16 protein-coding genes and 1 tRNA gene are annotated in these 19,126 nt (G+C 50.0%); 14 read left to right on the top strand and 3 right to left on the bottom strand.

Going from position 1 to position 19,126, the window contains the following annotated elements; genetic code table 11:
* The first annotated feature begins 178 nt into the window (after window positions 1-178).
* The 5 genes from AC0MA3_RS04605 to AC0MA3_RS04625 all read left to right on the top strand — a co-directional run bounded on the left by AC0MA3_RS04605 (window position 179) and on the right by AC0MA3_RS04625 (window position 3,752).
* The gene (locus AC0MA3_RS04605; RefSeq protein ID WP_474655314.1) at window positions 179-2,293 is read left to right on the top strand and encodes a phage tail protein; all 2,115 of its coding nucleotides are present in this window, start codon (window positions 179-181) and stop codon (window positions 2,291-2,293) included.
* Window positions 2,294-2,359: 66 nt separating this feature from the next.
* On the top strand, window positions 2,360-2,548 hold the full coding sequence (locus tag AC0MA3_RS04610; protein ID WP_474655315.1) for a hypothetical protein: 189 nt from the start codon (window positions 2,360-2,362) through the stop codon (window positions 2,546-2,548).
* On the top strand, window positions 2,549-2,860 hold the full coding sequence (locus AC0MA3_RS04615) for a hypothetical protein (protein WP_474655316.1): 312 nt from the start codon (window positions 2,549-2,551) through the stop codon (window positions 2,858-2,860).
* Window positions 2,861-3,562, top strand: a complete 702-nt coding sequence (locus tag AC0MA3_RS04620; protein WP_474655317.1) for a M15 family metallopeptidase — start codon at window positions 2,861-2,863, stop codon at window positions 3,560-3,562.
* 4 nt (window positions 3,563-3,566) lie between these two features.
* The gene (locus AC0MA3_RS04625; RefSeq protein WP_474655318.1) at window positions 3,567-3,752 is read left to right on the top strand and encodes a hypothetical protein; all 186 of its coding nucleotides are present in this window, start codon (window positions 3,567-3,569) and stop codon (window positions 3,750-3,752) included.
* A 61-nt stretch (window positions 3,753-3,813) separates the two neighbouring features.
* Here the strand turns inward: AC0MA3_RS04625 and AC0MA3_RS04630 are convergent, their stop codons facing one another.
* On the bottom strand, window positions 3,814-4,176 hold the full coding sequence (locus tag AC0MA3_RS04630) for a YhjD family protein (RefSeq protein ID WP_474655319.1): 363 nt from the start codon (window positions 4,174-4,176) through the stop codon (window positions 3,814-3,816).
* A 248-nt stretch (window positions 4,177-4,424) separates the two neighbouring features.
* Between AC0MA3_RS04630 and AC0MA3_RS04635 the strand changes: the two genes are divergently transcribed.
* The 8 genes from AC0MA3_RS04635 (at window position 4,425) to AC0MA3_RS04670 (ending at window position 14,943) form a co-directional block, all read left to right on the top strand.
* Window positions 4,425-4,510, top strand: a tRNA-Leu gene (locus AC0MA3_RS04635).
* A 379-nt stretch (window positions 4,511-4,889) separates the two neighbouring features.
* Window positions 4,890-6,218: an ABC transporter substrate-binding protein gene (locus AC0MA3_RS04640; protein WP_379161404.1), complete on the top strand. Its 1,329-nt coding sequence runs from the start codon at window positions 4,890-4,892 to the stop codon at window positions 6,216-6,218.
* 71 nt (window positions 6,219-6,289) lie between these two features.
* Window positions 6,290-8,362 carry an alpha-glucuronidase family glycosyl hydrolase gene (locus AC0MA3_RS04645; protein ID WP_474655320.1) on the top strand — a complete coding sequence of 691 codons (2,073 nt, stop codon included), beginning with the start codon at window positions 6,290-6,292 and terminating at the stop codon, window positions 8,360-8,362.
* 145 nt (window positions 8,363-8,507) lie between these two features.
* Window positions 8,508-9,467, top strand: a complete 960-nt coding sequence (locus AC0MA3_RS04650) for a carbohydrate ABC transporter permease (RefSeq protein WP_474655321.1) — start codon at window positions 8,508-8,510, stop codon at window positions 9,465-9,467.
* Window positions 9,467-10,312, top strand: coding sequence for a carbohydrate ABC transporter permease (locus AC0MA3_RS04655; protein WP_474655322.1), 846 nt, complete (start codon window positions 9,467-9,469; stop codon window positions 10,310-10,312). The genes AC0MA3_RS04650 and AC0MA3_RS04655 overlap by 1 nt, the downstream gene beginning before the upstream one ends.
* 104 nt (window positions 10,313-10,416) lie before the next feature.
* Window positions 10,417-12,153 carry a sensor histidine kinase gene (locus AC0MA3_RS04660; RefSeq protein WP_379161413.1) on the top strand — a complete coding sequence of 579 codons (1,737 nt, stop codon included), beginning with the start codon at window positions 10,417-10,419 and terminating at the stop codon, window positions 12,151-12,153.
* A gap of 47 nt (window positions 12,154-12,200) precedes the next feature.
* Window positions 12,201-13,820: a response regulator transcription factor gene (locus AC0MA3_RS04665; protein WP_474655323.1), complete on the top strand. Its 1,620-nt coding sequence runs from the start codon at window positions 12,201-12,203 to the stop codon at window positions 13,818-13,820.
* A gap of 43 nt (window positions 13,821-13,863) precedes the next feature.
* The gene (locus AC0MA3_RS04670) at window positions 13,864-14,943 is read left to right on the top strand and encodes a Gfo/Idh/MocA family protein (RefSeq protein ID WP_474655324.1); all 1,080 of its coding nucleotides are present in this window, start codon (window positions 13,864-13,866) and stop codon (window positions 14,941-14,943) included.
* A gap of 42 nt (window positions 14,944-14,985) precedes the next feature.
* Here AC0MA3_RS04670 and AC0MA3_RS04675 read toward each other — a convergent pair whose 3' ends face one another.
* Entirely contained in the window at window positions 14,986-15,843 is an 858-nt protein-coding gene (locus tag AC0MA3_RS04675) for a helix-turn-helix domain-containing protein (RefSeq protein WP_474655325.1), read from the bottom strand.
* 148 nt (window positions 15,844-15,991) lie between these two features.
* Here AC0MA3_RS04675 and AC0MA3_RS04680 point away from each other — a divergent pair, with 148 nt between their 5' ends.
* Window positions 15,992-17,968, top strand: coding sequence for a hypothetical protein (locus AC0MA3_RS04680; protein ID WP_474655326.1), 1,977 nt, complete (start codon window positions 15,992-15,994; stop codon window positions 17,966-17,968).
* Window positions 17,969-18,040: 72 nt separating this feature from the next.
* Here the strand turns inward: AC0MA3_RS04680 and AC0MA3_RS04685 are convergent, their stop codons facing one another.
* On the bottom strand, window positions 18,041-18,928 hold the full coding sequence (locus AC0MA3_RS04685; RefSeq protein ID WP_474655327.1) for an AraC family transcriptional regulator: 888 nt from the start codon (window positions 18,926-18,928) through the stop codon (window positions 18,041-18,043).
* Between the last annotated feature and the right edge of the window lie 198 nt (window positions 18,929-19,126).

The raw sequence follows: 19,126 nt of genomic DNA on the forward strand, positions 1-19,126 counted from the left end.
ACCCCCTTTTCAATCTAATTATAACGGAATTTACCATGAAATAATGTCGAAACGTGTAGTTTACCGGTGCAATTTTTGTTAGGTACCGCTAAATAACGGAAACCGCACAATTAACGTAAGCCCTACGCTCCCTCGCACGGGGCTTTTCGCTTTCTACACGAAAGGAGGACGCTACCCTATGAACACGCCAGCACCACTACTCGCACTTGACCGCCATCTCACGCCAATCGGCGAGCTTGTTTCCGCAGACGACATCGCTAGGAATCGCCGCATCAACGCCGACTATACACTCAGCTTCACGGTCCCGTTAAACAGCGTGGACTACCGCGAGCTCCTACCGCTGAAAGGCCACGTACAGGACGAGCGCGGCCAGTATTACGTAATCAACTCGCGGAAACGCCAGCGCGACGGCCGCAAATTGACCGCGCAGATATCGTGTTCGCACGTTATGTTTAAACTCGCGGATTATAAATTACCGTACGCCTCATATATCGACGAAGGCTACGGAATGCACATCACGCAATTAACGGCGCTCATCTCGGCGGCAACGGGTGGGCGCTTTACTATTGCGGTAGACGACACGTTTGACCTCTCGGACGTTAAGGCATTCGGCGGCGGCAACTGTCTCGAAGCGCTGAACGCAGTAATCGCGCTGTACGGTGCGGAGGTAGAGCCGGATAACTTTACGATTCACTTGCGCAAGAAGATCGGCGATACTAACTCCGCGCTGCAATATCGCGTCGGCAAGAATATCGTCAGCGCTTCGTTCTCGGACGATACTGGATCGCTATGTACGCGCCTGTTCTGCGAAATGAAAGACTCGCGCACATGGATCGGTCAGCCCGCGTCGATACTCACAGCGGATGAACAGGCGCGACTACTTGCGGTTAATCCCGGCTCGATATCCGGCGGCCTGCTTACCGTTAATTATCTCGTCAGCCAATACGCAGGTACGTGGGCCAGCGATACCGTTCCGTTTTACGATGATTTACTCACGGAGCAAGACGTTACTGATCCGCTGAAACTATTAGATGCCGCGCGCTTACGGTTGGCCGAACGCGAGGTGCCGGCGCTAGAAGTATCCGTCAGTACAGCGGACTTGTATAAGCTTGACGCTACGGAGCCGCGTCCGGGCCTCGGCGATATCATTACGCTAGTCGATCCGGACATGGAACTTACACATATAACCGCCCGGATTACGGAATTAACGGAATATCCGTACGCTCGCGATAAGCACGCGCAGGTCACGATCGCGAACGTTATGCGGCGGGATTATGCGCAGATTATCGCGGACCTGGAATCGACGCGGCGGGCGGTAGATAACGTATTCAGCGGCGGCCGAATCCGGGCAGATGCGTTCGAGGAGTTCGCGCGGCTGGCCGTACGCGAGATTAACGATTCGAAAACGGAGATTAAATACGATACGCGCGGGATCGTGCTACAATCGACCGTTGACGCGGACGACCAAGTTATCCTCACGTCGAACGGGATCATCATGACGACGGACGGCGGCCTGACCGCGCGTACAGCGATAACCGCAGGCCGTATTGTCGCGGAGTCTATCGTAGGGCAACTCGGCAGCTTCGTGTCTATGCTGATCGGTAGCGGAAACGCTATTACGCAGATTAATCCGAACGGTATCGCCGCCGGACACGCAACGTTTGAGTCCGCGCCTTTCCGCGTATATATGAACGGTGATGTCGTAGCGCGGTCGATTACGCTGACCGGGCGGATCGAAAACTCAACGATGGCCGATTCGGATATCACGTTCGGCTCGATTACAGGCGCAACGATTCAAACCGCAACGGCCACGCGTAAGATCATACTCGACGCTGATGGATTCCGTTCGTTCGATGGCGCGGGAGTTCGGCGGATTTCGATCGACACGGACGACGGATTTGGAACGCAGGAGATGCGATATTACGGATCAGCGGGCGGCAAGAGCGGCGTCATCAGCGGAAGCAACGGTCAGCTCAACGTGGCCGCTACGCCTCCGTGCAATCTCGTACTTGCGGGCGTTAACGTTGTGCTCGGCGGAGACGCTGACGTTGAGGACTTTCCGATTACGCACAGTGTTTCCGTAGGGGCCGGCGTTAACTCGTTCGATCTGAACTACGTGCCTCTCGTTAATTGTGGCGAAATAGATTCGATAAACGCGCAGATTGCAGCGTTATGGTCAGCACTATCTGGTAAGGCCGACGCAAGCCATTCGCACAGCGTTACGATTCCGAATCATAACCACGGCAACCCGGCGAATGCTAATAGTGGTGGCGGTACGTTCATCGCATCATAACGAATATATCACGAAGAGTCTTGCGCTATAACGCGTAGGGCTCTTTTTACGTAAAGGAGACGTTATATGAAAGCACGTGCATTACTCGAATTAACCGTAGACCTCGCGCATCCAGCCGCCGAGCTTACGGATGCCATCAGCGCAGTCCTCGGATCAATCGCGCCTGAACAACGTGAGGTCGTCCTACGCGCACTGGACGAATCTGTCGGCGCGGCCCTGGCGCAATTTGACGCAGAAGCGGAGGCGGTCGTATAAATGGACGTACTATGGGCAGAAGTCGCTAAGAACGGAATATTTGCGCTGGCCGCTGCGGTTGTTGCCTACGCGCTATGGAAGCAGATGCAGCGAATATCCGACGAGGCCAAACAGCGCGAGGAACGGATTAGCGCGGAGGCCAAGATCGAACGTGACCGGATGCATAGCGAAGCATTGGCGCGGGAAGACCGCTTGATGAACCTAGCGGAAGGGTTAACGCAGCGTTTCGAATCGCTGGCGGGTCAGTACGAAAGCCTGGCGCTCGACGTTCGCGATATTAAAACGGTAGTACACGGAAGGGAGGCGGCATAATTGACGTTAACAATCGAACAGGTACGCGCGAAGTCCGCTGCTAAACTAATCGGGCTTCTTCCGTGTGTCAAAGCGGCGGCCGAAGCGCTCATCGACCGTTCATACGCGTCCGGTATTCCGATCGTGATTACGCAGGGGTTGCGGACATTCGCGGAGCAAAATGCACTATACGAACAAGGGCGCACGAAGGCTGGCGCTATTGTCACGAACGCACGCGGTGGCCACTCGAATCATAACTTCGGCGTAGCGATAGACTTTGCGTTGCTGACGAATGACGGGCACGGCGTTTCGTGGGATACGAAGCTCGACGGTGAACGCGATGGTATTGCTGATTGGGACGAAGTCGTAGCGATCGCAAAGGCGATCGGCTTTACGTGGGGCGGCGACTTCAAATCGATATACGACGCGCCGCATTTCGAAATGACGTTCGGACTATCGATCGCAGATTATCGCGCGGGGAAATGTCCGACAAGGGCGCAGACAGACGCAGTTATGGCGCTGATTAATCCGAAGAAAGAGGCGGTAGACGTGATCGTAAATAAAGCGAACGTAGTTATTGACGGGTGCAAGGCGAAGGACGGCGTGCTTATCGACGGAGCGGTTTACGTCCCTTTACGCGAGGTATCCGATAAGCTTGGCGCGGACATTACGTGGGATAACGTAAGTAAGACCGCAACTATCACCGTTAAGGAGGCGAAATAATACAATGAAAAAGCGCTTATTGAATCCGGTATTTATCGCAGCGGTTGCGGGCCTCGCGTATCAACTACTCGTTAAGTACGGTGTGGCCCCGGAAGCCGGCGTATACCAGGCGGCCGTCGATATCGTGGTCTATGCGATTATCGGCGTCGGTATTTACAAAACGTTCCCGGCGGATAGTACGAAGAAATAAAAAAGGCGCAGTCTTTGCGGAGTAACATCCGTAGGGGCTGCGCCTTTTTGTGCGTTATACCTCAGCGTTCAAACGTCAATAATCTCCGCATAAAACCCGCCGCCTCTTTCGCAATTTCTGCGTCTTTAAGCGCCATATCTCCGAAGTAGCCTCGGCACTGATAGCGAACTAACAGCGTACCATTTACGCGTTGCTGTTCCGTTATTTTTACGCCGCGACGATGGGCCTGCGCCCTAACCGCCTTCGCTTCGTTCGATAACCGTTCTCGGGCCGCGTTAAGCCAGTCAACGTAGGGGTCCGGTGTCCGTAGCGTGAGGAATACGCGTGAATCCCGTTCAAATGCCGCTTGCACCAGCGGCAGGATTACGTAGGGTTTTATTAGGCTGCGGTCATCTTCTGTGATTTCTGCGGGTACTGCGTTCATTGAGAGGCCTCCGTTCTAATACGAATATATGTTCGTATTATAGCGCAGGAAACACGTTCATACAAGCGTATTTATTTGCGCATTGACATGGCGGCTGGCCGCGTGTTATGATCTAATTCGTTCGGTAAACGAATAAAGCGCGCTTGCTAACGTGTAGCATTCCGTTTGTCGGTTCGTATCCCATGCGTAGGGACGAATAAAACGCGTAGGGAAAACGTAAGAAAACGCGTTAACAACGCTGTTATCATGCCGGGGTGGCGGAACAGGCAGACGCACAGGACTTAAAATCCTGCGGTACGTGAGTACCGTACGGGTTCGACCCCCGTCCTCGGCAGTAGTAGAATAAGGGTTCCAGCTCATACGAGCTGGAACCCTTATTTGTTTTTAATCGGTTTTGCTACTATTTTGCTAGAAGTGTCCCCCCCTTTTATGTAGATTCAGGGTTTCCAGTACGCTCGGAATGATGCTTGTGCAGACTTCGTGATGTACGCTTCTTGTTTAATAACAGTCTAGCGAAGGTCTGAAATCCCGTGTATGAGAGGATTACCGGCATTTCGGACGAGAGCGGGAAGAGCGTTGTCGGCGGATGCGACTGGATCTTTTTTTCGTGAGATTTTATAACAAATCGTGCATCGCTCTCATATGAACTTCTATTTATAATTGTTAGTATAACGGTATAGCAAGATAATACAGATTCAATTGGAGGGTTAAAGATGTTGAAATGGAAGCGTTCTCTTTCAGTATTGGCCATGACAGCCGTGCTTGGGACGATGGCAGCATGCGGTGGTGGCGGGACCAATAATAATGCGGAAAAGACTGCAGAGCCTGCTGGCACTAATTCTGCCGCAACGGCTGCACCAAGCAATGAACCGGTCAAGCTGCGGATTATGTGGTGGGGATCACAGCCGCGTCACGAGGCAACCCTGGCTGCGCTGGATTTGTACACGAAGAATAATCCTAATGTTACCTTTGAGCCGGAGTATTCCGGTATGGATGGCTACTTGGACAAATTATCGACTCAGGCTGCAGCTAACAATGCACCAGATATCATTCAACTGGATCCGGGCTGGATGCCGGACTGGATGTCCCGTAATCAATTAGCTGAGCTGGCACCTGAGGTTGATGTAAGTAAATTCGATGAGAAATTGCTGGCCGGTGGCCAGCTTGACGGCAAGCAATATGCTGTTCCTCTGGGTTCGGTAGCCTTTGGTATGGTGTATGACAAAGCCGCTATGGATAAGCTCGGGATTGCGAATCCTGCCAACGGCTGGACATGGGATGATTTCTTCGCCTTGGCCAAGGAATCCAAATCCAAGCTCCCTGGAGGACAATATTTTACCCTGGACTATGCAGGCAACTATTTTATGTATTCAGCCTACCAATATGCCAGAGGTAAAGGTCAAGTTATCACTGATGATGGCCACTTCAATGTGGATCAGGCTACCTTCTTGGAATGGACCAAGAAATTTGAAGAGCTGCGCAAGGATGGACTGGTTCCTCCAGCAGACGTAAATGCATCCGATAAGGAAAATGATCCGCAAATGGACTTGATGGCAGCGGGCAAAGTGTTATTCCGTTACAGCTTCTCTAATAACCTAGGGACTTGGGACAGTATAAAACCAGGTGCTTATGCCCTTGTCACTATGCCGCGTGCAGAACAAGCGGGCGGATGGCTCAAACCGTCCATGTACCTGTCCGTCTCCAAAACCTCCAAGCATGCAGAAGAGGCTAAAAAATTCATCAATTGGTTTGTGAATGATCAGGAAGCGGGAAATACTCTGAAAACCTTCCGCGGTCTGCCGGCCAATAAGGAAATTTCCGCTGCTCTCGAAGCAAGTATGAGTGATCTGGATAAGGTTGGATTAGGACTCCTCCGCGCTACTGAAAAGGATGGTCAGACCTGGTCGGCCGGAGCAGGGGGCTGGACGAACTTTGTTGACAAAGATTGGGTTCTTGTCCGGGATCAGCTTAGCTTTGGAAAGGTCACACCGGAGAAAGCCTTTGATCAGTTGAAAGAAGCAGCACAATCTTACGAAAAATAAATCAGGAATTAAAGCCCGGAACAACCTTGTTCCGGGTCTTAATTTATATTGGTCATGGAAGGATGATATCAATGAGTAATTCTGTGTGGCATCGCCCGGGGGACGGATATCTGGCCTGGCTGCAGTACCGCCGGGTCACCACGGGAGCAAATGTGGATCAATATGCGGTATATGATCATATTGTGGCTGTGGAGCGGGATGATGTTATTATCCGATCCGCAGTGAACGAGCTAACTCAAGGCTTAGAGGCAATCACAGGGAGGAATGTCTCGATCTCAGGTGAAAAAGGGACAACTCCTTGTGTGATGCTAGGAACCTTCGGGAATGGCCCGGAGATAGATAAAGTATTCAGTGCTGAAGTGAGGGGGACCATCCAAGCGGAGGGCTACGCGATACACACGGATAGCCTTACCGGTAATATTGCTATCGGAGCAGTCACCTCCGCAGGTATATTATATGGTGTATTTCACCTCCTTCGGATCATGGGGATGGGGGGCTCTGTCCAGCATTTAAATATCGTGGAGAACCCTGTCAATCAGCTGCGCATGATCAACCAGTGGGACAATATGGATGGTAGCGTGGAGCGGGGATATGCCGGCAAATCCATATTTTATGAAGATAACCGGGTAACCAGTAATCTTCAGCGTATCCAGGATTATGCCCGCCTGTTGGCCTCCAGCGGAATCAACGCCATCGCGATTAACAATGTAAACGTTCATCAGGTGGAGAGTCGTCTGTTAACGGAATTCCTGCCAGATGTGGCGGAGCTGGCCGCTATCTTCCGCGCATATGCCATCAAGCTGTTCCTGAGTATCAATTATGCCAGCACCCTTGAGATCGGCGGTCTGTCATCGGCAGATCCGCTGGACTCCGGTGTGCGTGAATGGTGGATTGCTACGGCGTCAGAAGTATATGCAGCCATTCCTGACTTCGGAGGTTTTCTGGTTAAAGCCGATTCGGAGAACCGGCCGGGACCGTTCACCTATGGAAGAGATCATGCCGATGGTGCCAATATGCTGGCTGAAGCGTTGAAGCCGCATGGCGGTATCGTCATCTGGCGCTGCTTCGTATATAACTGCAAGCAGGACTGGCGGGACCGTACAACGGACCGGGCAAGGGCAGCCTATGATCATTTTCAGCCGCTGGATGGCCGCTTCATGGACAATGTCATTCTTCAGGTGAAGAATGGGCCGATTGACTTTCAGGTTAGAGAGCCTGTATCTCCTCTGCTGGGAGCCATGCCGCATACGAATCAAGTGATCGAGTTCCAGATCGCTCAGGAATATACCGGACAGCAGCGGCATGTGTGCTATCTGGTGCCCCAGTGGAAAGAGATTTTGAACTTTGATACACATCTTCAAGGGGAAGGGACTACGATCGAACGCATTGTGGGCGGAAAGGTTCACGGCAATGCCTACAGCGGTTTTGCCGCCGTCTCCAATATCGGAAATGACACCAATTGGACGGGCCATTTGCTGGCACAGGCTAATCTGTTCGGTTATGGCCGTCTGGCCTGGAATCCGGAGATGTCTGCCGAAAAAATTGCTATAGAATGGATTACGCTCACCTTCGGCACCAATGAGCTGCTGGTTCAGACCCTACTAGACATCCTTATGAACTCCTGGGAAATCTATGAATCGTATACAGCCCCGCTGGGTGTCGGATTTATGGTCAATCCTGACCATCACTACGGCCCGAATGTGGATGGATATGAATATTCGATGTGGGGCACTTATCACTTCGCAGACTGCTATGGTATTGGGGTTGACCGCACCTCTGCAACCGGAACCGGCTATACCTCTCAATATGCCTCTATCAACATGGAACTGTATGAATCGCTTGAGCGATGTCCTGATGAACTGCTGCTGTTCTTTCACCATGTCCCCTACACTCATGTGCTACATTCCGGCAAAACGGTGATTCAGCATATTTATGATACACATTTTGAAGGTGCGGAACGGGCAGACGGGCTGGCGGCTGCATGGAAACTGATGAAGGAGCATGTGGATGAACAGGCGTATAGGCAGGTAGCAGACCGCCTGGCGGAGCAGGCTGATCATGCCAAAGAGTGGAGGGATAGAATCAATACGTACTTTCTCCGGAAAAGCGGGATTGCTGATCAATGGGGGAGAACCATTTATTAATCAACGGAAGCAGGAAGCGGTGAAGGATGCCGCTTCTTTTTTTATCGTTATATTTTGAAAGAATTCGAGCATTCCCCTCCTTTAGCAGGCAATGAACGGATTATATACTTAAAGTATAAAAATTGACCACAAGAGGTGACCACAGATGAACCGTTCCACAGCCACTGTAGCCCAACCTGCTGTAACGACGAGGAAACATTCCTATTTTCGAAGCAGATGGAACGCTCCGCTTGCAGGCTATATGTTTATTTCGCCCTGGCTGATCGGGTTTCTGGCGCTTACGGCGTATCCGTTATTCTTATCCCTGTACTATTCGTTTACCGACTACACTTTAATGCAGCCGATGAAGTGGATCGGGTCCCGTAATTATGAGCGCATCTTTACAGCGGACCCCAAATTCATTCAATCCGCCAAGGTAACCTTCACTTATGTGCTAGCCTCCGTGCCTCTAAAGCTTATAGCGGCTCTCATGGTCGCTATGATCCTGAGTAAGGCGGTAAAAGGAATAAGCTTCTACCGCACGGCGATTTATTTTCCTTCACTTATCGGAGGGAGTATTGGGGTCTCGCTGCTCTGGCGCAACATTTTTGGTGTTGACGGAGTCTTTAACAAACTGATTGGCGTCTTTGGCTTTGAAGGGAAGGGCTGGATTACAAGCCCCGACACGGCACTTGGTACGCTGATTCTGCTGACGGTCTGGCAATTTGGATCCACTATGGTTATTTTTCTGGCAGGCCTGAAGCAGATTCCAAATGATCTGTACGAGGCGTCTTCTGTAGACGGGGCTAACAAGGTAACCCAGTTCTTCAAAATCACACTGCCGATGCTTTCGCCGATTCTCTATTTCAACCTGATTATGGCAGTCATCGGTGCTTTTCAAATGTTCACATCTGCGTTTGTAATTACGAACGGAGGTCCGATGAACTCCACCTATGTGTATGCGATGTACTTGTACGAACGCGCATTCAGCCGCTATGAGCTGGGGTATGCTTCGGCACTGGCCTGGATTATGCTGGTCGCCATTATTGCAGCAACCGTTCTGATCTCTTACACCTCAAAGTATTGGGTATTCTATGAAACAGACACCGGAGGGAAAAAACGATAATGACAACCCTAAAATGGAAACCGGCGTTCCGTCATCTGTTCATGATTCTCTTCAGCTTCATTATGGTATACCCGGTCATCTGGTGGGTCGGCGCCTCGTTGAAACACAGCACTGAGCTTGGATCACCGTCTATCTTTCCGGCTTCTCCGCAATGGGGCAACTTTACCAAAGGCTGGAATTCGGTTCCCGGCCATACCTTTACGGATTTCTATCTCAATACCTTCGGACTTGAATTCGCTGTAATCATCGCAACGCTGCTGTCCTGCACACTCGTTGCTTTTGGCTTCGCGAGATTGGACTTTCCGCTCAAGAACTTCTGGTTCTCCATCCTGATGCTGACCTTAATGATGCCTGGACAAGTGCTGGTCATTCCCCAATATGCGCTTTTTCATCAACTGGGCTGGGTGAATACGTATCTCCCGTTCATTATCCCCCATCTGCTTGCCGGTGGGGCAGGCGGCAGCTTCTTCGTCTTCCTGCTGATTCAGTTTATCCGCGGAGTTCCAAGAGAACTTGACGAATCGGCCAAAATTGACGGATGCTCCTGGTTTGGTATCTTTTGGAGAGTCGTTATGCCGCTTGCCTTCCCCGCAATCGTTACCGTGACGATATTCTGCTTCCTGTGGAATTGGGATGATTTCCTGGGACATCTCCTGTACATTAACACGGTAGACAAGTATACGGTCGGCTTAGCGCTACGCATGATCAATGATTCTCAGTCCGCTCAGGAGTGGGGACAGCTCCTTGCCATGTCACTGGTGTCTATTCTTCCGGCAACCATCGTCTTCATGTTCCTTCAGAAGTATTTCGTAGAAGGGATTGCGACAACGGGAATAAAAGGATAAGATGTAAAAAAAACATCCGTCCGTCAACGGTAAAGCGCCCGAATGTCCTTCGCAGCTTTACCGTTTGCTGTGTCTGAACGGAAGCCTGAAGGAAGGTAGAGCGTTTGATCAATCCTTTTAAAAAATACCGAATCGACCGTCTGTTTTTTCATAGCTTTGCCATAGTCCTTATTGCCGTTATCGTGATTACCGCATGGACGAGCTACAGCAACTCCTCTAAGGCGCTCGTACAGACCACTTCCCATTACCAGCAGCAGCTATTGGATGAGCTGAATAATGAAATTACGACCCGGCTAGATATGATTGAGCAGATTTCACTGTCGAGCTCCCGCGATAGCGAGCTGATTGATTTTCTCCTGAACAGGCAGGATGAATTTGAGAGATACCGCAGCCGTGCAGGTGTTGAAAGCGCGCTCGCGAATTTGACCTATGCGATTCCGCTGATTCAAGGGATTGACCTTTATATGGACAACCCTATCCAAAGTGAACGGCAAAGCTACATCCAGTTCCGGAGTCTGCCGGATCTTAACAAGCAGGTAGGGGCCGGATGTCTGGCGAAGAGTGATTTTTGCTGGTCCAAAGAGTATGATTTTCCCAGCACACAAGGTAAGGTTCCGGTGCTCAGCTTTTACAGGAAAATAATAACTGAGAATGACTATTTAGGTGTCCTTGTCGTCCACATCAAAGCCAACGAGATCCGAAAACTGCTAACCGGCAATTCTGACCGATCTAACCGGATCATGGCGGACAGCGAAGGACAACAAATTATGAAAATAGGTGATACGCTGGACCAGAATAACTGGTCCCAGTGGATTGATCTAAAGAGCAATAATTCGGGCTATGTTCATATCCCTGCCAAAGGCGGATCCCGCGACACACTGCTAGTCTATTCCAGGATGGATAATTCCATCTGGACCCTAATTGAATTCACCTCCTGGAAACAGATCACGGCAAGTAGTCTGAAGCTGGCGGAGTGGATTGGTCTGATCGGTATTGCTGCGGTGCTGCTGGTATTGCTCCTGACCCATTTTTTAAGCAAGCAGTTTACAAAGCCGATCAAGAATCTGGTAACAGCGATGCGAGTGTATTCCGTTGGAGGTAATAATGTCGAACTTCCAGTGGATTATGAGAATGAATTCGGTTATTTATTCTCCGGCTACCGCAAGCAGAACGAACGGATTGAAGAGCTGTATCTCTCGCTTGAACGCCGCTATGAACAGCAGCGGAAAGCTGAAATTGAGGCGCTTCAGGCTAATATTAATCCACATTTTCTTTATAATATGTTGGATCAACTCAACTGGATGGCCATTGAGGCCGGACAGAACGAGCTTAGCCGCATTCTGGAGCTGATGGGCCGAATGTTCCGGATTGGTTTGTCCAACGGAAACAGCTTCATCAAGATAGCAGACGAACTGCTCCATATCGAGTGTTACCTCGAAATTCAGCAGCTGCGCTGGGGGGATGGACTGGAATACCGGATTAAGGTAGCGTCTGAGCTGCAGGAATTGTACATTCCAAAGCTTACACTGCAGCCGTTCGTGGAGAATTCCATCGTGCATGGATTCAACAAGCAACGCAGCGGATATGTATCGATCGAGATGGGGCGGGTAGGGGATGCTCTGCACATTATTATTGAGGATAACGGAGCTGGCCTGAAACAGCCCGATCACAATCCCCACAAACGGCATACAGGCGGCTACGGTATACGCAATGTGAGAGAGAGAGTCGCCGGGTATTTCGGGGAGAGTTATGGTATAACGCTTAGTGAGCGTGAAGAGGGTGGAACAAAGGTGGAAATGATGCTGCCGCTACTGACAGAACCTCCTAGCAAGAAAGACTGATTCTTAACATTCAGATATAAATCAGTGTGTTTAAGGAGGTAGGGGTAATGTGGAAAATTGCAATCATTGATGATGAACGCCAAGTCCTGAAGGGGATGAAACGGGCGATTCCATGGGATGATCTGGGCGCTGAATGGGTGGGAGAAGCTTTGAACGGGGAGGACGGACTGGATATGATCCGCAATGCCCGTCCGGATATTGTGATCACTGATCTTTATATGCCTGTAATGAGCGGTCTGGATATGATGGAACAGCTGAGGCAGGAAGGCTTTCAAGGGAAAATCATTATCTTAAGCGGTTATTCAGATTTTGAGCATGCAAGACAGGCGCTTCGGTTTCACGTGAGTGACTACGTCTCTAAGCCAATCAGTCTGCCAACGCTAAAGTCGATTTTGACCAAAGTCATTCAGGAGCTTGAAGAAGAGGAGGAAAAGCGGGTCAGGCAGTGGGAGCTTGAGTCAAAGATGACGCTGTATGAGCCTTTTGTTGAAAAGGAATGGGTTCGTTCGGCAGCTGTCGGTACCCTGGACCATGCATACAAAGACAGTACACGTCTTCCGCCGTCATACCTTTACTGGCAGGAACGCAAGCATGTTACGGTTGGTATTGAACTGATCCGTGATGAGCGGGCTAGATGTTTATCCGTCTCGGACTGGAACCTGTTCCGGTTTGCAGTAAGCAATATCGCTTGTGAAGTAGCACGGAAGCTGTTCCCGGAGATGGAATACACAGAACTGCACAGTACCCGTTCTTTATTGATTATTCATCCGTGTCCAGAGCATCTCGAACCGTTAGAGGGCAAACTGGTGGAACTGGGAATCAGACTGAATGACAGTATCGGCGGTTATCTTAAGCTGGTGACACGGATAGGAGTCGGGGGAGTGAAGGATACCTGGACGAAGCTCTCCGACTCGACGGAGGAAGCGTTTCAGGCCATGGACCAAAGGGCATTGCGCGTGGCTTCAGCACATGAAGTATATATGTACCGGGAGAACAGTAGCAGCGAACCGGGAGACGTCGCCCTTTTTCCGGTAAAGTTCTCGTATAAACTGGCGACAGCGATGAAGGCATCGCAGGAAGCCGAAGCCCATCAGCTTGTGCTTGAATATATAACAGATATGAAAAATCAAGAGGGTATGTCACAGGGATACGTACAAATGCTTGGAAGCGAGCTGTGGGGAATTATAACCTATTCGTTATATGAATCCGGATTTGTACTGGATGACCTATTCACCAATGATCAGATTGCCAAGGAAATCAGCAGCCTAATTGTACCGGATCAGCTGGCAAGCTGGCTTATGGACAAAATCAGCAGGATCTGCAGCAGCAGGCAATGGAAAGGAAGCAGCAAGCATAGACAGGTTGTTGACTTTATGACCAGTTACATCCATGAGCACTATGCGGAGGAACTGACACTTGCCGAGCTTTCGGATAAGGTATTCATTTCCCGGAACCATTTGTCTATTATTTTCAAAAATATTACCGGTGAGACCTTCAATAATTACCTGACCCGGGTTCGGATCGAGAAGGCAAGGGAGCTGCTTATGGAGCGGAAAATGCTGGTCTATGAAGTGGCGGAACGGGTTGGATATAAGAATATCCCCTACTTTAGTACCCTGTTCAAGAAGATAACCGGCATGAACCCTACAGAACTTATTAAGAACTAGACACCGCGATTCTACGGGAACGGTTGATAGGGGGGAAACAGGTATGACAGTGAGATTTAGTATTATCGGGGGAGCGGGGTTTCGAGCACAGTATTTTCTCCGGATCGCCCGTGCTCTACCGCACCGTTTTCAGATTAGCGGAGTTGTGGTCAGAGACGAAGCCCAGGGAAGAGCTGTAGAAAGGGAGTGGGGAGTACGTTCTTACCGCTCGCTTGATACGATGCTGAAAGACGAAGCTCCGGATTTTGTAGTCGTCTCGGTCAATGGTGCGGCCGGCCTGGATTATATGTACCGCTTGGCGGAGCGGGGGGTTCCCGTACTGGCTGAGACACCGCCGGCTTCAGATCTGAAGGGGCTTGAGCAGCTTCACCGGGAACTTACCGTACATGGTGCCAGAATTCAAGTCGCTGAGCAGTACCCATACCACCCAGTCCAGGAGGCGCGTCTGTCACTGATCCGCTCGGGCAGACTCGGGAGAATAACCGAAACGACAGTCTCCGTCTCCCATATGTATCATGGGGCAGGATTGATCCGCAAAATGCTGGGAATCCGTTTTGAGGAAGCCAGCATACGGGCGATGCGTTTTGAATCCCATTGGGTTAATGGTCCTACACGCAGTGGTCCGCCGAAGGAAGATAAGCTAATTCCGCTGCAAAGGGACATGGCCTGGCTGGATTTCGGAGACCGGCTCGGGATTTATGATTTCACTAAGGACCAACACCGCTCATGGATTCGTTCGAATCATCTCTCCGTGCGCGGAGAGCGGGGAGAGATATTCGATAACCGTGTCTTGATTCAGCAGGAAAATACCGTACCGCTTCAACTTGAGCTGAAGCGTATCAACAAAGGTGAAGAGGAGAATGCGGAGGGTTATTATCTGCAAGGAATTATATGCGGAGAACATTGGCTGTATGAGAATCCGTTCATTCCGGCCAGGCTATTTGACGATGAGATTGCCATTGCTTCGTGCCTGTGCAAAATGGTTGATTATGCAGCCGGGGGACCCGGTTTTTATAGTCTTGAAGAGGCCTCTCAAGATACCTATCTGGGAATGATGATCGAGCAGGCGATTCAAAGCGGAGTAACTGTAAGAGCAGAGCAACGATGCTGGGCTAATGAATAGGAGATTACCCTCAATCTCAATCTGTAAAAAAACGCAAGCCTTCTACTCTGGAAGGCTTGCGTTTTTTTTGGCGAACCGGCCGGGTGAGATTCCCACGATTTTGGTGAAACTGCGGATAAAGTTCGCATAGTCGCTGAATCCGGATTGATAGCAGGCTTCAGTGATAGTGAGTCCCTCGCAGAGATAGGATTGGGCGAGTGCGATTCGGCGGTCTACGATATACGAGCGGAGCGTTAATCCAGTGTGTTTCTTGAACTGGCGGCTAATATAAGTACTATTCAAATGTAAAATGCCGGCAAGCTGTTCAAGCGTGAACTTCTGCGCAAGATGCGCTTCGATATAGTCCATAGTTTTACGAACCAGTTCCGGCATAATATCGGTAGGAAGAAAGCTTGTATTTTGAAAAATAGCATTGGTTAGGACTAATAATTGAGCGATACAGCAGTTGGCCTTAATATCTGTTCCATACGCCTCAGAAGCAAGCGCCTCCTCCAGCTCACCTGTGAATTGTAGATATTGCTTCAGCTGCGCTTCATCTAAATGCACGATATTGCCTTTCCCCTTCGGGCGGTAGTCAAAGCACCCCGATAAATGGGTTGCCGGAGTAGAGAGCTGATGCAAATAAGACTTCTGGAGGTTAATTGTAATCCGTTCATATTCAGTTTCATCCAGGCTGAAGGAACGGTGCATTTCTTCCGGGTTAATCACAAGCAAATCACCAGGCGCCAGACGGTAACAGCTGTTTTCAATATAAAAATTGACATTCCCGCGAAGAAATAAGTACAGCTCATAAGCTTCGTGCCGGTGATAAAAGGTTCCCATATTATAAGTAGTAGTCCTGTGCAGGTAGAGGAAATCCTTCTGGATGGGATCATAGCGAAGCTCATAAGAGTCGTTCATCTGAGTAACCTCCTGATCTGTTCGCGCAATAAATATAACGGAATTTGCAATGATTATTCTCTGGAACTACTCTAAAATGTCATTATCCTAGCATGCAGGAATGAACATTGCAAGTATTTTGTTATATAGCAGACTGGAGGGTATTATCGTGGAGCTGATTGTAACTGCAAGAAGCAAATATCAAGAAGATATTGAATATACCGGATTAGACAGGCATGGACTAAGTTCTTCTGTAGAGATCACAGGCGGGACCGGCAGCGCGGAGCAGCCATTTCAGGCAGTGGTGCGAATAAGTAATCTAAGCCGCTCAACCTGGTCGGGAGTTATTCATGTGGAGCTGCCGTTTGTCAAAGGTAACCCCCGCTTTTTCCTGCCGGCATTTATGTATGGCCGAAACCGCGGAGAGGCTCCCCAGAATGTTCCGAACGAATTCCCCAGACTGAGAGAAGGCAATCCTTCACGTCCTTCTTCCCCTTGGTGGATGGTACGCAGTGACCGCCTGTCTCATCCTGCAGCTCTGGTATATGACAACGGCACTATTTACGGCCTCTGTGCCAGTCCGTATTTCATAAGCAAGGATGGAGTCAAAATCCAGTGGAGGCCGGATCTGCAGGGTGAGTTCTACCAGTATGGCGGCTATACCTGCTCGCTTGCTAACGGAACGGTCGGGTATACGCTAGGTTACGAGAATGCTCCGCTTCTATTCATCAAATCCCGTCTGGTTAAGACGCGGGCTCCTCTTGACGAGAATTGCTTTGAACTGGCGGCTGCCGAATCGCTGGAGTTCACCTTGGATTTGTATGAGTACGAAGCCGAGTCCGCGCTGGGCATCAATACTGCACTGGAAGACATCTATTACCGTTACCATCAGTATCCAAGACCGGGCAGTGATATCCGTACGGCTGCCGCTGACCTGTCGAAGGCTATCTATCAATATGCGTGGCTGCCCGATGAACGGAGTTATTCCACGTTTGTCTATGAGGACAAGGAGACAGGGGGGTTCCGGTATAATAAAATTCTTTCGATCAGTTGGACAGACGGTTTGTCTGTAGCCACTCCGGTTCTGATGGCCGCACTGCGTCTTGAGGATGAGCCCATGCGCGAGCAGGCACTTTCCTGTATCGAGAACATCATTGTGAATTCTTTGAATCCTGCTTCCGGACTCCCGTATGAGGCATATCAGGACGGTACATGGAGTATAGCGGGCTGGTGGTTCGACGGGATGCGCACTCCGGGACATTCTGCTTATCTATGCGCACAGGCAATGTTCTATATTATGAAGGCTTACGAATTTGAAAAAAGGATCAAGAATTACTGTCATGAGGACTGGATGGTCTTCGTAAAAAAAGTTTTGCTTGTATTGGAGAAAAGCAAAAACTCGGATGGGGAATACCCGGCCATTCTATCTGAGCGAACCGGTGCCGGGCTTGAATATGATTCCTTCAGCGGAACCTGGTGCATGGCCGCAATGGCATACTACAGCTGGCTCTCCGGGGATAGAACGTATCTCGAGAGCCTGAAGCGCAGCGAGAAGCATTACTATGAAACCTATGTGAGACGGATGGAGTGTTACGGTGCTCCGCTAGATGCGGATAAGGCGGTAGACTCCGAAGGGATTCTGGCATACATCAAGGCTGTCAGATATCTGCACACCCTTACTGGCGATGAACGGTATCTGGATCATATGAGGGATGCGATTGACTATGAATTCACGTTTAAATTTGCTTACAATTCGCCGATTAAGGTACCGCCGCTAAGTACCATTGGCTGGTCCAGCTGCGGGGGAAGCGTCACCTCTGTCGCCAATCCGCATATCCATCCGATGTCCAGTAATATTGTGGATGAGCTGTACTACTTCGTACAGCAGCGTGAAGATTCCTACGTCCGGCAGCGGATGCTGGATACCGTCGGCTGGGGGTGTCAGACCTACAACCGCTTTGATAAGGAGTTCGACCATGGCCTAACGGGCTGGATGTCCGAGAGATTTTGTCATTCTGAGGGGCTGGTTACGGAGACCTACAGCGACGGCTCCCCTGCAAGCACATGGTTCTGTCTCATGCCCTGGGCAAGCAGCAGCATTATAGAAGGTCTGGTTGGCGACTACTGGGAAGCGAACATCGGGTAGCCGCCGGGGAATGTGAGCGATACGCACAATGAGGGTGGGACAGAACCGAGCGCCATGCAAAGGTGGCTTGGTTCAGCCCCATCCAGCTTTGATGCGATTCATGTCAAGATGCCTATTGGTTTTATATTTTCCAGGAGATATTCCGGCTACTTTTTTGAAGCTTCGTATAAAATTGGCATAGTCACTGAACCCGGAAAGCTCACAGGCTTCGGCGACAGATTTGCCGGCGGACAGGAGATCCTTAGCCAGGGAAACACGCTGGTCGATAATATAGGAGCGGATCGTAAGTCCGGTATGCTCCCTGAACTGCTGGCTAATATATTTGCCGCTGTAATGAAACTCCCGCTCCAGCTGCTCGGAAGTTATGGCTTGGACCAGATGATTCTTGATATAGGTCATGGTATTGCCGACCAGTTCAGGCATGATATTGTTCGAACTATGCGTGGAAGACTGGTAAAGGGTGTTGATGAACACGAGCAGCTGGGTTACATAGGCTTCCGCCAGAAGATCCTGTCCGTATTCCTCCGAGTCGAGACAGGAGATCAATTGTATCGCGAGCCCGCTGTAATACTTAATCTGCTCCGTCGTAAGACGGATCAGATTGTTCTGTCCAAAAGGATGGGATTCGAAGCAGGAAGAAAGATTAGAGCGGCGACTCGAAAGCTTATCCAGGGCTGCTCTCTTAATATTCAATCCTATCCTTTCATACTTCTGTGTATCAAGACAGACACACCGGTGCATTTCGCCGGGACTGATGATCATCAAATCGCCAGGTACCAGTTTATAACAGGATTGTTCAAGATACATATAAGTATTGCCTCTCAAGAACAAATAAATCTCATAAGCATCGTGGCGGTGATAGGGCAAGGCCGGGTTGATTAGTTCCGTATCGGTTGTTCTATGAAAGCAGATCAGCTCTTCTTTAATAGGTGAAAAAATATAGTTGGTATCCTTGTCCATAGCGTCCAATCCTTTTCTTCGTATCGTTCCGGAATTATAGGTATCCGCGCAATATAGTAGTGTCTATCTGCAAGGATTATTAGACGGATACTTATTATAATACAAGAAAAGGAAGCGCTTGCAAGTACTGCAAAAATAAAGACAAGCTTAGTCGCGTTAGAGCACTCGCTTTCGGTCAGACAGGAGGTGGCTAGACCA

The organism is Paenibacillus sp. LS-5, assembly GCF_056121505.1.

What these genes read in the sequence shown, in the direction of transcription:
- AC0MA3_RS04640 (WP_379161404.1), top strand. Translation starts at nt 4,890, where the DNA reads ATGTTGAAATGGAAGCGTTCTCTTTCAGTATTGGCCATGACAGCCGTG.
- AC0MA3_RS04605 (WP_474655314.1), top strand. Translation starts at nt 179, where the DNA reads ATGAACACGCCAGCACCACTACTCGCACTTGACCGCCATCTCACGCCA.
- AC0MA3_RS04650 (WP_474655321.1), top strand. Translation starts at nt 8,508, where the DNA reads ATGAACCGTTCCACAGCCACTGTAGCCCAACCTGCTGTAACGACGAGG.
- AC0MA3_RS04670 (WP_474655324.1), top strand. Translation starts at nt 13,864, where the DNA reads ATGACAGTGAGATTTAGTATTATCGGGGGAGCGGGGTTTCGAGCACAG.
- AC0MA3_RS04615 (WP_474655316.1), top strand. Translation starts at nt 2,549, where the DNA reads ATGGACGTACTATGGGCAGAAGTCGCTAAGAACGGAATATTTGCGCTG.
- AC0MA3_RS04630 (WP_474655319.1), bottom strand. Translation starts at nt 4,176, where the DNA reads ATGAACGCAGTACCCGCAGAAATCACAGAAGATGACCGCAGCCTAATA.
- AC0MA3_RS04625 (WP_474655318.1), top strand. Translation starts at nt 3,567, where the DNA reads ATGAAAAAGCGCTTATTGAATCCGGTATTTATCGCAGCGGTTGCGGGC.
- AC0MA3_RS04610 (WP_474655315.1), top strand. Translation starts at nt 2,360, where the DNA reads ATGAAAGCACGTGCATTACTCGAATTAACCGTAGACCTCGCGCATCCA.
- AC0MA3_RS04645 (WP_474655320.1), top strand. Translation starts at nt 6,290, where the DNA reads ATGAGTAATTCTGTGTGGCATCGCCCGGGGGACGGATATCTGGCCTGG.
- AC0MA3_RS04685 (WP_474655327.1), bottom strand. Translation starts at nt 18,928, where the DNA reads ATGGACAAGGATACCAACTATATTTTTTCACCTATTAAAGAAGAGCTG.
- AC0MA3_RS04665 (WP_474655323.1), top strand. Translation starts at nt 12,201, where the DNA reads ATGTGGAAAATTGCAATCATTGATGATGAACGCCAAGTCCTGAAGGGG.
- AC0MA3_RS04675 (WP_474655325.1), bottom strand. Translation starts at nt 15,843, where the DNA reads ATGAACGACTCTTATGAGCTTCGCTATGATCCCATCCAGAAGGATTTC.
- AC0MA3_RS04655 (WP_474655322.1), top strand. Translation starts at nt 9,467, where the DNA reads ATGACAACCCTAAAATGGAAACCGGCGTTCCGTCATCTGTTCATGATT.